Origin of the sequence: Kocuria sp. CPCC 205297 (assembly GCF_040981035.1) — a bacterium.
GTDB lineage: Bacteria > Actinomycetota > Actinomycetes > Actinomycetales > Micrococcaceae > Kocuria > Kocuria marina.
On the sequence record NZ_JAVKPY010000004.1, the window covers coordinates 133,026 to 147,181 of the forward strand.

The following is a 14,156-nucleotide window of genomic DNA, read 5'->3' on the forward strand; positions in this document are numbered from 1 at the left end:
CCCGAAACGGCAGGTGATCCGCGGATCACATGCCGTTTCGGGCCTCAGCTGTTCCCGACACCCGGGCGCAGGCCCCGCTACAGTTGGGCGCCCGCCCGGGAGTACCCTCTGACTCCATGACGAACAGCTCCACCGCGGTGTCGCCACCGCACACGCACTCCGAGCCCAGCAGGGGCCTGAGCAATCGACACATCCAACTGATCGCGATCGGCGGTGCGATCGGCACCGGGTTGTTCATGGGATCGGGGCGCACCATCTCCCTGGCGGGCCCGGCCGTGGTGTTCATCTACGTGGTGATCGGTTTCTTCCTCTTCTTCATGATGCGCGCCATGGGCGAGCTGTTGCTGTCCAATCTGCGCTACAAGACCTTCGCGGACTTCGCCGCCGATCTGATCGGCCCGTGGGCGGGGTTCTTCGTGGGTTGGTCCTACTGGTTCTGCTGGATCGTCACGGCGATCGCCGAGCTCGTGGCCATCACGGGCTACGTCCAGTTCTGGTGGGCGGCCGTCCCGCTGTGGCTGCCCACCGTCCTCGTGGTCCTCATCGTGTTCCTGCTCAACGCCGTGAGCGTGAAGAACTTCGGGGAGATGGAGTTCTGGTTCGCGCTCATCAAGATCGTGGCCATCCTGGCCCTGATCGTGGTGGGTGCGATCATGGCGCTGACCCACTTCGCATCCCCGGACGGGTACACCGCCCAGCTCGCGAACCTGTGGAACGACGGCGGGTGGTTCCCGAACGGCGCCATGGGCGTGGTCGCGGGGTTCCAGATCGCGGTCTTCGCGTTCGTGGGCATCGAGCTCGTGGGCACCACCGCGGCCGAGGCCCGTGATCCCCGCACGACCCTTCCCCGGGCGATCAACTCCGTCCCGGTGCGCATCCTCATCTTCTACGTGGGATCCCTCCTGGCCATCCTGGTGGTCACCCCGTGGCGCTCGATCAACCCCGAGCAGTCCCCGTTCGTGGCCATGTTCGCGCTGGCCGGGCTCGCGGGCGCCGCGTCCGTGGTGAACTTCGTGGTGCTGACCTCCGCGATGTCCTCGTCCAACTCCGGGGTGTTCTCCACGTCCCGGATGATGTTCGGTCTCTCCGCGGAGGGCAGCGCGCCCGGGATCTTCAAGGGGCTCAACCGTGTGGGCGTACCCGTGCGGGCCCTGTACCTCACGGCGGGCATCCTGCTGCTGACCATCCCCGTGCTCTACGCGGGGGACTCGATCATCGAGGCGTTCACGCTGATCACGTCCGTGGCGTCCCTCTTGTTCGTGTTCGTGTGGTCCATGATCCTGATCTCCTACATCCGCTACCGCATGAAGTTCCCCGAGCGCCACGCCACCTCCGAGTACAAGATGCCCGGCGGCGTGGTGATGTGCGCTGTGGTGCTCGCGTTCTTCGTGTTCGTGGCGTGGGCGCTGAGCACGGATCCCCAGACCGCCACGGGGCTGGTCGCGGTGGCCGCGTGGCTCGTGGTGCTGGGAATCTCGTGGGCCTTCGTACGCCGCACGGAGTCCCACCGGCAGACCTTCGAGTGGTTCAAGCAGGAGATGGCCCGCCCCGTGGAGCACGAACACCCGTCCCGATAGAACACGCCTGGCCCCTGTTCAGCACGCACCCCATGCTTAAGCTGGGGACATGACTCGACTGCCGGAACCCCTGTCCCTGTCCTGCGCCGACGGCTCGGGATCCGTCCTGAGCTACGGCGCGCACGTGGTGTCGTGGGCACCGGAGGATCACGAGCCCGTGCTGTGGGTCTCCTCCCGCTCCTACAACGAGACGGGCAGAGCGGTCCGCGGCGGTGTCCCCATCTGCTTCCCGTGGTTCGGCCCCGGGCGCACGGGGGACATGGACCCCGCGCACGGGTTCGCGCGGATCACCGAGTGGCAGCTCGCCGAGCAGGGGGAGGACACCGAGGGTCACGCCTACGCCGAGTTCACCCTCACGCCCGCGGACGTGGCCGAGCACCTGCGCAAGACGTTCCCCCACGAGTTCGAGGCCCGGTTCCGGGTCACCGTGGGCGCCCGCTTGCGTATGGCGTTCACCGTGACGAACACCGGCACCGGGACCTTCGACTTCGAGGAGGCGTTGCACAGCTACCTCCACGTGGGCGATTCCCGGCGCGTGAGCGTGACCGGCCTCGACGGTGTCTCCTACTACGACAAGGTGGCCAAGGAGCAGCGGCGCCAGAGCGGGGAACTCACGATCACGGGCGAGACCGACGCCGTATTTGCCCATCGCGGCGAGGTGCGGGTTTCCGACCCCGAGCTCGGTCGCACCCTCGTGATCACCAAGGAGGGCTCGGACAGCACCGTGGTGTGGAACCCCTGGGCGGACAAGTCCGTGGCCATGGCGGACTTCGCGGACGACGAGTGGCAGCAGATGCTGTGCGTGGAAGCGGGCAACGTGATGGGCTCCCCGGTCCGGCTCGCCGCCGGCGAGTCACACACCCTCGTGCAGAGCATCGAGGTGCAGGAGCTCACGGCACAGGATCCCGCCGCCCACGACGCCTGAGCGGGCACCCGTCGCCCACGACACCTGAGCGCGCTCTCGCCACGCGACGTCGCTGGCGCCCGGCGAGAGCGCCGGGGAGACCGCCGCTCGGCCCGGCCCGCACCCCGCGGGGAACGCCCCGGTGTGGGAATGCCCCGGGGCGAAAGCCCCGGGGTGCGGGACCGTCAGTCGCGCTCGGCTGACGACGCCGCGGCGTCGCCCCCCGGTGCCGCACCGGTAGCGGCCCCGGCGCGCGGGGACTCGGCGGGCGGGGCCACGGGCAGCGTACCCGTCTCCGACAGCGCCGGGTTGGCCGAGGAGAGGTCCACCGTGTGGTGGATCTGGGCGTCCAGGGCACCGGGGTGGGTGCCCATGAACGCGTCGATCTGATCGGTCGTGGCGTTGAACTTGGGATCGTTCTTCAGATACAGGTTGGTCTCCCGGACCACCAGGCCGGAGAGGATGATCAGCCCGATCAGGTTGGGGATGGCCATGAGCCCGTTCATGATGTCCGAGAAGGACCACACGAGCGTGAGCGGGGCGAGGGCGCCCAGGCCGGCCGCGAGGGAGAAGATCACGCGGTACACGATGGCCGCTCGGGCCCCCGCGAGGCGTTCCACGTTGCGCTCGCCGTAATACGCCCACCCCAGGACGGTGGAGTAACCCAGCAGCACCAGGCAGATGGTGACCACGATCCCGCCCCACGAACCGGGCAGGCCCGTGGAGAACGCCACGGAGGTCATGGTCGCGGTGTCCGCGCCGTTCCACACTCCGGTCGTGAGGATCACGAAACCGGTGATGGAGATGACCACCAGGGTGTCCACGAAGGTCTGGGTCATGGACACGAGACCCTGACGCACGGGGTGGCTCGTCTGCGCCACGGACGCGGCGATCGAGGCGGTGCCCATGCCGGACTCGTTGGAGAACAGGGAGCGGGCGGCACCCATCTGGATGGCCATGAGCACCGTGGAGCCCACGAAACCGCCGGTGGCACCCATGGGGGTGAACGCGCCGGTGAAGATGAGGCGCAGCGCCTCGGGGATCCCCTGGAAGTTCACGCCGATGATGTACAGCCCCGAACCGATGTAGAGCACGATCATGAGCGGGACCATGTATGTGGTGACCTTGGCGATCGACTGGATCCCGCCCAGCAGGGCGAGCCCGGTGCCCACGGCCAGGACCACGGCGGTGATCACGGGGGAGACGTTGAAGGTGTGTTCCAGGTTGGACGCGATCGCGTTGCCCTGGGTCATGTTGCCGATCCCGAACGTGGCCACTACACAGCACACCGCGAACATCACGGACAGGAAGCGGCCGAACTTGTTGGGGATGCCGCGGGCCAGGTACACCTGCGGTCCGCCGGTGAGCTGACCGGCGGTGTCCCGGGTGCGGAAGCGCACGCCCAGGAAGCACTCCGCGTACTTGGACGCCATGCCGAACAGCGCGGTGATCCACATCCAGAACAGGGCGCCGGGGCCGCCGATGGACATGGCCGCTGCCACACCCACGATGTTGCCCGTCCCCACCGTGGCGGCCAGCGCCGTGGACATCGCTGCGAAGGAGGAGATGTCGCCCTTCTCCCCGGTGGCCCGGGAACGGCGCCCGAATCCCAGGCTCATGGCCTTGGTGAAGAGTCGGAACTGGATGCCGCGCAAGCGGAACGTGAGGAAGATCCCCGTTCCCAGCAGCAGGGGGATCAGGAGCCACGGTCCCCAGATCAGGTCACGAACGAAGTCCAGATTGTGTTGGAGGGTTTCCATGGGGGTACGGAGCTTTCCGTGAGCAACGGTGCGAATTGCTGACTAACGTAGCAGCTCGGCGCGCGTCCCGGGGGCGCGGTCCCGGCAGGGAAGACGACGACGCCGCAGTGGCGGACCACTGCGGCGTCGTCGGGAAAGCGTGGTGCTTGCGCTACTTCTGCAGCACGAGGGCCGCGCCGATGGCGGCCAGGAACGCGTCCTTGGACAGCGTCAGGCCCTGCTCGGACGGGCGGATGCCGTCCTCCTGGGTCATGTCCGAGTTGCGGAAGTACATGCTCAGCAGCCCGGCGCTGAAGGCGAGCAGGCCCGCGCCGGCCAGGCGCTTGGACACGAACGGGGTCAGCAGGGCGGTGCCCAGGGCCAGTTCGGTGCCGGCGATGAACTTGGTGAAGGTCTGGGAGTCCCAGTCCGCGAACTGGGGGACACCGGTGGAGGCGAACTGCTTGAGGCCCTCGGCGGACTCGGCGTCCATGCCGAGCTTGCCGTAGCCGGACTGGAGCAGGAACGCGCCGGGGACACCGCGCAGGATGGCGTTGGAAATGCGCATGACTGAGCCTTTCGTCGGGAAGTGCGGTGGGGCGGAGCAGGGCCCTGGGTACCCACCGGGGATCGCTGTTCATCCTAACAGCGGGCCTTTTCACGGCGGCGGGGTGGGTGCAACATGCCGACAGTGAACGCACGGACGCCGCCCACGGTGCGATGTCTACTGTGGTGCCACGTCGCGCGCACCGCGCGCCCTCGGAAAGGAGAACCATGGACATCGAGACCATGAAGAAGATCCTCCTGGTGCTGACCAGCCAGGACACCCTGGGAGACACGGGGGAGGCCACCGGTTACAACGTGGCCGAGGCGTCCCACCCGTGGAAGGTCTTCCGGGACGCAGGCTATTTCGTGGACTTCGCCTCGATCGCCGGGGGTCAGCCCCCGCGTGACGAGGTCCAGGAGGACGACCCCGTCCAGGTGGAGTTCACGCAGGATGAGACCGTCAAGGCGTCCCTCTACAACACGCCGCGGGTCTCCGTGGTGGACCCCTCCCAGTACGACGCCGTCTACCTCGTGGGCGGGCACGGCACCATGTGGGACTTCACCGGGGACGCGGACCTGCAGAAGCTCATCGCGTCCGTCTACGACTCCGGTGGCGTGGTGGGCGCGGTGTGCCACGGCCCCTCGGGCCTCGTGGACGTGGAGCTCGGCACGGGCGTGGCGTTGCTGTCCGGGCGCAAGGTGGCCGCGTTCACCAATGCGGAAGAGAAAGCCGTGGGCAAGCAGGACGTGGTGCCGTACCTGCTCCAGGACAAGCTCGAGGAACAGGGCGCCACGGTCAAGCTCGCCGACAACTGGGAGGAGAACGTCCAGGTGGACGAGCGCCTCGTCACGGGGCAGAACCCCCAGTCCGCCGCGGGTGTGGCCAAGGAGATGACCAAGCTGCTCACCGAGGTCGTGCGCGAACAGAAGGCGGAGGAGGAAGAGGCCGCCCAGAAGCTGCGTGCGGAGCGGGACGCGGAGAAGGCCGCGGAGGATGACGAGTGACGGCGTCCTGACTCATTGCCGCACGCCCTGGTGGTCGGCGGCGACACGGGTGAGACTGGAAGCGGTCCCCATGGATTCGACGCCAGGAGTTGTCATGCCAGAGTTCACGTCCCGTGTCGCGCTGGTCACCGGCGCCGCCTCCGGTATCGGTGAGGCCATTGCCAAACACCTGGCCCGGCAGGGCGCCAAGGTGGTGGTCACGGACATCGATTCCACCGGGATCGACGACGTGGTCCAGGCCATCATGGCGGACGGCGGGGACGCCGCCGGGATCCACCAGGACGTCTCCAAGCGCGAGGACGCCGTGGCCGCCGTCGACTTCGCGGTGCAGACCTACGGCGGACTGCACTACGCCGTGAACAATGCCGGCGTGGGCGGGCAGATGGAGGCCCTCGGGGAGACCGATATCGAGGCGTGGGAGCGCACGCTCGCGATCGATCTCATCGGCGTGGCCTACGGGATGCACGCCCAGCTGCCCGTGATCGAACAGCACGGGGGAGGGGCCATCGTGAACATCGGCTCCATCCATTCCACCGTGGCCACCGCCGTGGGCAACAGCGCGTACACCGCGGCCAAGCACGGTCTCGTGGGTCTCACCAAGCAGACGGGCGTGGACTACGCCCGACGCGGCGTACGCGTGAACGCGGTGGGTCCTGCCTACATCGACACCCCGCTGCTCAAGAACCTGCCCCCGCAGACGCTGTCGGAACTGATCGACAAGCACCCCATGGGGCGGCTGGGCACCTCGCAGGAAGTGGCTCAGCTGACCACGTTCCTGCTCTCGGACGGCGCGTCCTTCATCACCGGGGGCTACTTCCTGGTGGACGGCGGGTACACGGCGGTCTGAGTAGCGGCGACACCCGCGGGTCACGGGTGTTCCGGCACGCGTGTAGAATGATCAGGTTCCCCCGTACACATTGCGGGGTAGAGGCGCGCCGGTCCGAGGCGCGCAGTTCGCGCCCCAACATGGCGCGTGCGCGCGGAATCGTTTCGCGCGGACCAACCTGAAAGACGTTCTTTGTCTCATTCCTTCGAAGACCTCGGTGTATCCGAGGCGCTTTCCGCTGACCTCGCCCGCGTGGGCATCACGGAAGCTTTCCCCATCCAAGAGAAAACTCTCCCCGATTCGCTGTCCGGGCGTGACGTGCTCGGCCGCGGCCGCACCGGCTCGGGCAAGACGGTCGCGTTCGCGCTGCCGCTCGTGTCCCGGCTCGCGGGACTCGCCCCCGGCTCGTCCCGCGTGGCCCGCCGGGCGAACCGCCCCACCGGCCTGGTGCTGGCTCCCACGCGTGAGCTCGCGACCCAGATCGATCGCACCGTGGCGCCCCTGGCCAAGGCCGCGGGGCTGAACACCACCGTGATCTTCGGCGGTGTCTCCCAGAAGCACCAGGAGAAGGCGCTCGCGGGCGGTGTGGACATCGTGGTGGCCTGCCCGGGCCGGCTCGAGGACCTCATCAAGCAAGGTCTGCTCACGCTCGACGACGTCCGCGTGACCGTCCTGGACGAGGCCGACCACATGGCCGACATGGGCTTCCTGCCCGTGGTCACCCGGATCCTGTCCCGCACCCCCAAGGGCTCCCAGCGGTTGCTGTTCTCCGCGACCCTGGACAACGGCGTGGACATCCTGGTCAAGAAGTTCCTCAAGGACCCGGTGCTGCACTCGGCGGACAACGCCCAGGCCGCGGTGACCACCATGGACCACCACGTCCTGGTCACCGACAGCGATCACAAGCAAGCACTGATCGAGACCCTCGCGTCGGGCACCGGTCGGCGGATGATGTTCACCCGCACCAAGTACCGCGCCAAGAAGATGGCCAAGAAGCTCAGTCAGGCCGGGATCCCCGCGGTGGACCTGCAGGGTAACCTGTCCCAGGGCGCGCGGGACCGCAATCTCGCCGCGTTCTCCGCGGGTGACGTGCGGGTCCTCGTGGCCACGGACGTGGCCGCGCGCGGTGTCCACGTGGACGACGTCGAACTCGTCGTGCACATCGACCCGCCCGCCGAGCACAAGTCCTACCTGCACCGTTCCGGCCGCACGGCGCGGGCCGGCGCCTCCGGGTCCGTGATCACGATCGCGACCACCGAGGAGCGCTCGGACGTCAACAAGCTCATGAAGAAGGCCGGTGTCACGCCCCGCGTGGACCAGGTCGCACCCGGTTCCGAGGTCGTGAAGGACCTCGTGGGCGAGCGCGCCGAGCGCGTTGCGCCGGGTGCCACCCCGGCCGGCGCGACCGGTGGCTCGCCTTCCGCTTCCCGTTCCGGCGGGGGTGCCTCCAGGGCCCGCCGCGGTGGCCGTGGCGGTTCGGGCCGGGGCCGCGGTCGCGGTTCCGCTCAGGCCGCCGGACGCGGCAACGGTACTCGTTCCGGCGACGCCGGTGCCGGGCGCGGTCCCTCGAACGGGCGTTCGCAGGCTCGCTCCAGCGAACGACGCCGCGGTGGCAGCGTCGATGGCGCGGCCTCCGGTAGCGCACGCACCGGCGCGTCCCGCTCCGCCCGCGGCGGTTCCGCCCAGCGCGGTCACGGGGCGGACCGGGTTCCGGACCGCGCCACGGCGGCGGCGCAGCGGCGTCGTGAGAACAACCGGGCGGGTCAGCCCACTCGCTGATCGCTCGGCGAGGGTCGCCGCGAGCGCTGTCCCACCTCGACCCCGGGGTGGAACGGTGCTCGCGGAACTGCGCTTCCCAGTGGAGAACTCCCGGTCCGATGAGTCATCGGACCGGGAGTTCTCTATTGCTGGTTCGGGCCGGGGCGGTTCCGGCATCATGCCCGCGGGCCTACTCCGGAGGAGTGAGCGAGCGCAGGAAGTCCAGGGTGACGTCCTCGTGCGCGTTGACGAACACCCGGTGCGGGCCGTCAGGGACGGGCTTGTCACCCGGGACGACCACCACGGTCATGCCCGCGGCAACCGCACTGCGCACCCCCGGTTCCGAGTCCTCGATGGCCACGCAATTCCGCGGGGCGACCCCGAGCAGTTCGGCACCCGTGAGGTACGGTTCGGGATCCGGCTTGGGACGGGTCACGTCGTCCTGGGAGACGATCCGGGTGAGCACGTCCGGGGCACCAGCGGCGGTGGTCCCCGCGACCGAGCTCAGCGCGTTCGTGACGATCGCCGCCGGGATACCGGCCTCGCTCAGTTCGCTCAACAGCGAGCGCATGCCGGGCAGGAAGGGTACACGGTCGTCCATGCTGTCGATCACGTGCTCGGCGAGTTGCTGCGTGATGTCCTCGACGGAATCGGTGGCCCCGCGTTCCACGAACTTGCGGGCCGCATCCGGCACGGTCCCCCCGAGGGTCGCGTGATCGTCCTCCACGGTCCAGCTCTGGTCGTACCGCTGCGCGACCTTGCGCTTGGCGGCCGCCCATTGGGGCTCCGTGTCCACGAGGGTGCCGTCGTGGTCGAAGAGCACAGCCAGGGGGTAGGTCATGGCCACCTTTCGGAAGCATCGGGGGTGGGATATAGGACCCCAGTTTACCGGCGAACCCCGGGGCCGGAGGCGGCGTCGTCGGGATGCCGCCGCGCTATGCAGGAGCCAGACCGCGCAGGAAGTCCAGGGTGAGCGCCGCGTGATCGGCCACGTGCACGATGCCGGGTCCGGGCAGGACCTGCTGCACCCCCGGGACCACGACCGTGGTGATCCCCGCGGCCACGCCGGACGCCGCGCCGGAGGGCGAATCCTCCACGACCACGCACGCCCCGGGCGCCACGCCCAGACGCCTGGCGGCCTCGAGGTACGCGTCCGGATCCGGTTTGGGCCTGACACCCTGGGCCACCTCCTGGTCCCCGATGATCACCCGGAACAGGTTGTCCGGGGCCCGGGACGCGGTGTAGCGGGCCACCTCGGAGGTCGCGTTCGTGACGATCGCCGCGGGGATCCCGGCACGCTCCAGGTCCTCCAGGAGAGGTACGACCCCGGGAATGAACGTGGGCGGGTTCTCCTCCAACACCGCTTGCAGCACCCCGTAGAACTCGCGGTAGACCTCGTCCAGCGACCCCGGTACGCCCAGCGCGCTCAACCGCTCCACGGTGGTCGCGAGCGGCCTGCCCAGGGTGTCCTGGGTGTCCCGCTCGGTCCACTCACCCCCGTGCGCGGCCACGATCCGCTGTTTGCCCAGTTCCCACAGCGGTTCGGTGTCCACCAGGGTGCCGTCATGGTCGAAGAGGACGGCCTGCGGGAAGTCGTGGGTGCTCATGACTCCACGGTACGTGCCCGCCCCGACACGGACCGCGCCCTACGATGGACGTATGAGTGCTTCCGATCCCGCGTCCGCCCATCACAGACCGGGATCCGCGCTGTCCGGCGCCTTCCCGGTAATCATGATCGCGGTGGCCGCGGCGTTGGCCCTGTGGGTCGGCTTCGGCCGGGGCGTCGCGGGTCTGCTCGGCTCCCTCACCCCGGTCTACGCGGCGGCGATCGGGCTGCCCATCCTGCTGTTACACGTCATCGCGGCGGCGCTGTTCCGTCGGGACGCACTCAGCTACCCGTCCCACGCCATGAGCCGGCGGGGCATGCTCACCGCGGTGGCCTCATGGGTGATCACGCTGTGCTTCGGGTTCTTCCTCCCGGATTCCACCGCCCACGGTATGCAGTCCCTGTTCACCCATGCGGTCGGCGCCGAGTACGTGGAGTTGAGTTACGGGTTTGTCAACATCTTCGGCGTGCTGTCCGTGGCGCTCGCGGTCGCCCTGGTGCTGCTCGCGCTCACGGATCTGCGCGTCACGGCGCGCCGGCTGCGCGGTGAGCCCCTCACGGAGGACGAGCGCCTGGACCGCCTTGAGGCGCACCCCCGCGGTCTCGACGCTGCCTCCGACGCCGCCGGTGCCGGGCCCGCGCCGGCGAGCGCGACGTCGTCGTCCCGGGAACGACTGTGACGGTGCCGCTGCGCACGCCGCGACTCATGCTGCGTGCCTACCGCGCGGACGACGCCGCGTTCGTGCGTGACCTGTATGCGCGCGCCGAGGTGCAGCGCTACATCGGGGACGGCACGCAGCGCGTGAGCTCGGACGGGCAGGCCCGGGAGAAGATCCGGGGCTGGGACCAGGGCTACGCGCACGAGCCGGTGCTCGGTGTGTGGGCCATCGTCGACCCGGTCGACGCCCTCGCGGGGACCCTGCTGCTCAAGCCCATCCCCGATTCCGGCACGAACACCGCGACCGACGTGGAGGTCGGGTGGCACCTGCACCCGCGCGCGTGGGGACGCGGATACGCCACGGAGGCGGCCCGTGCCGTGCTGGCCCACGCCTTCGAGCACGGTCAGGACCGGGTGGTCGCCGTGACGCACCCAGCCAACCGGGCGTCGCAGGCCGTGTGTCATCGCCTGGGCATGACCCACCGCGGTCTCAGCCGAGCGTACTACGACGCCGAGTGCGCACTCTTCGAGCTCCGGGCACCCACCGCGCACGAAGGGGAGGCAGCATGAGTGATCCCGATCTCGTGATCGGTGCGGACGGTCTCGCCCGGCCCAGATGGGCGGCCTCGGACCCGCTGCTTAGGGAGTACTACGACCACGAGTGGGGCGTGCCGGTGCGGGACGAGAACGGGCTGTTCGAGCGCGTGACGCTCGAGGCGTTCCAATCCGGGCTGTCATGGCGCACGGTGCTCGCGAAACGGCCGGCGTTCCGGGAGGTCTTTCACGGCTTCGACCCGGAGGCCGTGGCGGCCATGGACGAACGGGACGTCGAGCGGCTCCTGGGGGACGCGCGGATCATCCGCAACCGGCGCAAGATCGAGGCGACCGTGACGAACGCGCGAGCCACCGTGGCTCTGCGCGAGGACGGCGGTCTGGCGGACCTCGTGTGGTCCTTCATGCCGAGCAGCACCCCGCATCCCGATCGCTTCGCGGACGTCCCGACCACCTCGGATGAGAGCAGGGCCCTGTCCCGCGAACTGAAACGGCGCGGGTTCGTGTTCGTGGGTCCCACGACCATGTACGCACTCATGGAAGCGATCGGGATGGTGGACACCCACTTGGTGGGCAGTCACCGCCGCGGGACCTCCGGGGTCTGGGCGTGAGACCGGGTGCCGCGGGCGCTAGCGATCACGACGGCGCAGATAGCTGCGGCCGTCTGAATCCCTGACCATCTCGTAGTCGTCCTGGAGGTCGCGGTACCAGTCCTGGGCCTCGGGGGTCATCTCGGTGTTGCCCCGCAGGTTCATGGAGCTGCGGTTGGCCGGTCCCACGAAGCGCATCACCACCTTGTTGAAACGCTGCAGCCGACTCGGCTTGCGCGGGGTGGTCTCATCGGACGGTGAATCGGTGTCCACGGCGGGTTCCTTCGGAGACTGCGGGTGGGGAGAGAACTCTGGGGAGCGCACGCGCGTCCCACCTCCATTATGCCCGACGCAGGGGTGAGAAAGGCCCGAGGGCCCCTGACCGTTCCCGGTCAGGGGCCCTCGGGTACGATCACGAGCGGATCAGGCCCGCTGCGTGTCGTCCTTGACGTTTTTGGCGTGCTCCTGCGCGGAGCCCTTGAGCTGGCCGGCTTCCTGCTGACCCTGCTCCTTGACCTCCTGGGCGCCGGACTGCGCGGTCTGCTTGACCGACTCCGCAGCCTCCTTGGCCGGTTTTTTCAGGTCGTCCGCGATCTCCTGCGCGGCTTCCTTGGTGGAATCCATGGCGCTCTGCAGGTGCGGCTGGACGCGGTCGGCGGCCTCGGCCACGAGCTCCTGCTCCTTCTGGCTCGAGGGCAGCAGGGAACCGATCAACCAACCGGCACCGAGGGCGATCAGACCCGCGGCCATGGGGTTGCCACGGGTCTTGGCCCGGGCGGTCGCCGGGGCGCTGCTGATGGCCTCGCCGGCCTGGTCCATGCGGTGGGAGGCCTCGTCACGAAGGTCGCGGCCTGTGTCCCGGGCGTCCTCGGCGGAGCCCATGATGGACTCGCGGACGTCCTGGATCTTGTGGCGGGCCTTGCTCTTCTGACGGTCGACCACCTTTTCCGGGGTGACCTTCTCCGCCACGGCGTCCACGTCCGCATTCAGGCGTGCACGGGTGGCTTCGATGTCGGCGCGGATCTGATCGGGGTTCTGCTGGCTCATCGGGTCTCCTTGGAAGGCTTCACGGTATCCGGAATTTCGCTGACGGTTTCGCGGGTTCGGGGCAGCGGGTCCTTGGTTGCCTGGGCCATCTTGCGCTTGCCGCGGTCCAGGTTCTTCTTGCCCACCGCGGCGAGGATCGCGGCGATGATCGCCCAGATGACCGCCACGATCACGGCCGACCAGCCAAGACCCACCAGGTTGCCCAGGGCCCACATGAGGGCCAGGGATAGGAACAGGAGCACGAAGTGGCCGGCCACACCGGCGCCTCCCAACAGTCCCGCGCCCTTACCGGTGACCTTTACGGAGTCCGTGGCCTTCTGGATCGCCACGTTCGCCTCGGCCTTGGCCAGCGCGATCTCCTGCTGGATCAGGGTGGTCAGGTTGGTGCTCAGAGACTTGAACATCTCACCGAGCGACTCGTGCTCCGCCCGCTCTTCGGGTTCCGACGGGGGAATGGGGTGACTCATCGACGCTCACTGCCTTGTCCGGGGTAGGTGGTGCCGGGGACCTGGGTGTCGCCCTGACCGGGGTACGTGGTGCCGGGAACCTGCGCGTCGCGCTGATCCGGGTAGACCGTGCCGGGAACCCGGTCGGTGTAGGTGCGGGTGCCCTCGCCACGGGTGTCGTTGCGGTACGCGTACGTGTCACCCGTGCTGGGGGTGCCGTACGCGGGTGCCTGGGTGCGGGCGACGGTGTCGTGGTGGTCGTTGCCGATCTCGTCGCTGTCCTTGGCGCTGCGCGTGGCGCGCCCGGCGAGCAGACCGATGCCGGCCGCGATGGCCAGGAAGGTCCCGGGACGGCGGGCGGCGAAGCGGCGTACGTCACCGAGTAGCTGCTGCGGGTCCTTGTTCTCCAGCGAGGACGCGAGGGAGTTCACGGTGCCCGAGGCGTTGCCGAGCAGGCCACTGACGTACTCGGTTTCCGGCTTCTTGCCCTGGGAGATGGCGTCCACCTCGTCGCTCACGGAGCGGACGGTCGATGCGAGGCGCTCCTGCTGCGGGCCCACGTAGCCCTGTAGGTCTTCCTTGAGGCGGCCCCACAGGTCGTGCGCCTGGCCCATGGCCTCGTCCTTGGCGGCGACGGCCTGCTCCTTGGCGGTCTCTTTCACGCGGCGGCCGGATCCAGCCGCCTCGTTCTTGAGCTGCTGCGCCTCGACCTTGCCGGATTCCGCGGCGACGTCCTTCTTGGACGGGACCTCGGTGGAACCCTGGGAGTGGGTCTGTTGACCAGCTCGACGCTGATCGTTGTTGTTGCTCATAGTGGCACCTTTCCTACAGCATGTGGTGGATTTAATAAGGCTACATATTATCGGGGGATTGGTATAGAGCATTCGATAATCTATTTCCAC

At 68.8% G+C, this 14,156-nt stretch carries 16 protein-coding genes; 8 read left to right on the forward strand and 8 right to left on the reverse strand.

The window, feature by feature from the left end; genetic code table 11:
* Positions 1-116: 116 nt before the first annotated feature.
* Both RF650_RS04920 and RF650_RS04925 read left to right on the forward strand, forming a co-directional pair.
* A complete protein-coding gene (locus RF650_RS04920) occupies positions 117-1,577 on the forward strand; it encodes an amino acid permease (protein ID WP_131332318.1) in 1,461 nt (486 codons plus the stop codon).
* 49 nt (positions 1,578-1,626) lie between these two features.
* Entirely contained in the window at positions 1,627-2,502 is an 876-nt protein-coding gene (locus RF650_RS04925; protein WP_368814237.1) for a D-hexose-6-phosphate mutarotase, read from the forward strand.
* 164 nt (positions 2,503-2,666) lie between these two features.
* Here RF650_RS04925 and RF650_RS04930 read toward each other — a convergent pair whose 3' ends face one another.
* Together RF650_RS04930 and RF650_RS04935 are read right to left on the reverse strand one after the other, a co-directional pair.
* Positions 2,667-4,241, reverse strand: coding sequence for a sodium:alanine symporter family protein (locus RF650_RS04930; RefSeq protein WP_312918318.1), 1,575 nt, complete (start codon positions 4,239-4,241; stop codon positions 2,667-2,669).
* Positions 4,242-4,392: 151 nt separating this feature from the next.
* Positions 4,393-4,788: a hypothetical protein gene (locus RF650_RS04935; protein ID WP_085106171.1), complete on the reverse strand. Its 396-nt coding sequence runs from the start codon at positions 4,786-4,788 to the stop codon at positions 4,393-4,395.
* Positions 4,789-4,994: 206 nt separating this feature from the next.
* On the opposite strand from RF650_RS04935, the gene RF650_RS04940 reads away from it, so the two are divergent.
* From RF650_RS04940 to RF650_RS04950, 3 genes are all read left to right on the forward strand, one after another.
* Positions 4,995-5,771, forward strand: coding sequence for a type 1 glutamine amidotransferase domain-containing protein (locus tag RF650_RS04940; RefSeq protein ID WP_144997267.1), 777 nt, complete (start codon positions 4,995-4,997; stop codon positions 5,769-5,771).
* 94 nt (positions 5,772-5,865) lie between these two features.
* A complete protein-coding gene (locus RF650_RS04945; protein WP_368814238.1) occupies positions 5,866-6,618 on the forward strand; it encodes an SDR family NAD(P)-dependent oxidoreductase in 753 nt (250 codons plus the stop codon).
* Between the two features lie 171 nt (positions 6,619-6,789).
* The gene (locus tag RF650_RS04950; RefSeq protein ID WP_368814239.1) at positions 6,790-8,376 is read left to right on the forward strand and encodes a DEAD/DEAH box helicase; all 1,587 of its coding nucleotides are present in this window, start codon (positions 6,790-6,792) and stop codon (positions 8,374-8,376) included.
* 169 nt (positions 8,377-8,545) lie between these two features.
* Here the strand turns inward: RF650_RS04950 and RF650_RS04955 are convergent, their stop codons facing one another.
* Both RF650_RS04955 and RF650_RS04960 read right to left on the reverse strand, forming a co-directional pair.
* A complete protein-coding gene (locus tag RF650_RS04955; protein ID WP_064846343.1) occupies positions 8,546-9,196 on the reverse strand; it encodes an HAD family phosphatase in 651 nt (216 codons plus the stop codon).
* Positions 9,197-9,290: 94 nt separating this feature from the next.
* A complete protein-coding gene (locus RF650_RS04960) occupies positions 9,291-9,962 on the reverse strand; it encodes an HAD family hydrolase (RefSeq protein ID WP_368814240.1) in 672 nt (223 codons plus the stop codon).
* A gap of 52 nt (positions 9,963-10,014) precedes the next feature.
* Between RF650_RS04960 and RF650_RS04965 the strand changes: the two genes are divergently transcribed.
* Genes RF650_RS04965 through RF650_RS04975 form a run of 3 tightly spaced genes read left to right on the forward strand, consistent with a single transcriptional unit; the run spans position 10,015 to position 11,782 of the window.
* Positions 10,015-10,641: a hypothetical protein gene (locus RF650_RS04965; RefSeq protein WP_312918312.1), complete on the forward strand. Its 627-nt coding sequence runs from the start codon at positions 10,015-10,017 to the stop codon at positions 10,639-10,641.
* Positions 10,638-11,189, forward strand: a complete 552-nt coding sequence (locus RF650_RS04970; RefSeq protein WP_276401452.1) for a GNAT family N-acetyltransferase — start codon at positions 10,638-10,640, stop codon at positions 11,187-11,189. Before RF650_RS04965 ends, RF650_RS04970 begins: the two co-directional genes overlap by 4 nt.
* Positions 11,186-11,782 carry a DNA-3-methyladenine glycosylase I gene (locus tag RF650_RS04975; RefSeq protein ID WP_368814242.1) on the forward strand — a complete coding sequence of 199 codons (597 nt, stop codon included), beginning with the start codon at positions 11,186-11,188 and terminating at the stop codon, positions 11,780-11,782. The genes RF650_RS04970 and RF650_RS04975 overlap by 4 nt, the downstream gene beginning before the upstream one ends.
* Before the next feature lie 18 nt (positions 11,783-11,800).
* On the opposite strand, the gene RF650_RS04980 is transcribed toward RF650_RS04975, so the two are convergent.
* From RF650_RS04980 to RF650_RS04995, 4 genes are all read right to left on the reverse strand, one after another.
* Entirely contained in the window at positions 11,801-12,034 is a 234-nt protein-coding gene (locus tag RF650_RS04980; protein WP_131332328.1) for a hypothetical protein, read from the reverse strand.
* A gap of 150 nt (positions 12,035-12,184) precedes the next feature.
* Entirely contained in the window at positions 12,185-12,808 is a 624-nt protein-coding gene (locus RF650_RS04985) for a DUF3618 domain-containing protein (protein ID WP_131332329.1), read from the reverse strand.
* Complete coding sequence (locus tag RF650_RS04990) at positions 12,805-13,275, reverse strand: phage holin family protein (protein WP_085106178.1); 471 nt, start codon at positions 13,273-13,275, stop codon at positions 12,805-12,807. The genes RF650_RS04985 and RF650_RS04990 overlap by 4 nt, the downstream gene beginning before the upstream one ends.
* Positions 13,272-14,066 (reverse strand): hypothetical protein, encoded by a 795-nt coding sequence (locus RF650_RS04995; RefSeq protein WP_064846350.1) that lies wholly within the window; start codon positions 14,064-14,066, stop codon positions 13,272-13,274. Before RF650_RS04995 ends, RF650_RS04990 begins: the two co-directional genes overlap by 4 nt.
* Positions 14,067-14,156: the final 90 nt, after the last annotated feature.

Excerpts from the sequence above, each read along its gene's own strand:
- RF650_RS04945 (WP_368814238.1), top strand. The coding sequence starts at position 5,866 with ATGCCAGAGTTCACGTCCCGTGTCGCGCTGGTCACCGGCGCCGCCTCC.
- RF650_RS04955 (WP_064846343.1), bottom strand. The coding sequence starts at position 9,196 with ATGACCTACCCCCTGGCTGTGCTCTTCGACCACGACGGCACCCTCGTG.
- RF650_RS04965 (WP_312918312.1), top strand. The coding sequence starts at position 10,015 with ATGAGTGCTTCCGATCCCGCGTCCGCCCATCACAGACCGGGATCCGCG.
- RF650_RS04990 (WP_085106178.1), bottom strand. The coding sequence starts at position 13,275 with ATGAGTCACCCCATTCCCCCGTCGGAACCCGAAGAGCGGGCGGAGCAC.
- RF650_RS04985 (WP_131332329.1), bottom strand. The coding sequence starts at position 12,808 with ATGAGCCAGCAGAACCCCGATCAGATCCGCGCCGACATCGAAGCCACC.
- RF650_RS04925 (WP_368814237.1), top strand. The coding sequence starts at position 1,627 with ATGACTCGACTGCCGGAACCCCTGTCCCTGTCCTGCGCCGACGGCTCG.
- RF650_RS04935 (WP_085106171.1), bottom strand. The coding sequence starts at position 4,788 with ATGCGCATTTCCAACGCCATCCTGCGCGGTGTCCCCGGCGCGTTCCTG.
- RF650_RS04920 (WP_131332318.1), top strand. The coding sequence starts at position 117 with ATGACGAACAGCTCCACCGCGGTGTCGCCACCGCACACGCACTCCGAG.
- RF650_RS04940 (WP_144997267.1), top strand. The coding sequence starts at position 4,995 with ATGGACATCGAGACCATGAAGAAGATCCTCCTGGTGCTGACCAGCCAG.
- RF650_RS04930 (WP_312918318.1), bottom strand. The coding sequence starts at position 4,241 with ATGGAAACCCTCCAACACAATCTGGACTTCGTTCGTGACCTGATCTGG.
- RF650_RS04995 (WP_064846350.1), bottom strand. The coding sequence starts at position 14,066 with ATGAGCAACAACAACGATCAGCGTCGAGCTGGTCAACAGACCCACTCC.
- RF650_RS04960 (WP_368814240.1), bottom strand. The coding sequence starts at position 9,962 with ATGAGCACCCACGACTTCCCGCAGGCCGTCCTCTTCGACCATGACGGC.
- RF650_RS04975 (WP_368814242.1), top strand. The coding sequence starts at position 11,186 with ATGAGTGATCCCGATCTCGTGATCGGTGCGGACGGTCTCGCCCGGCCC.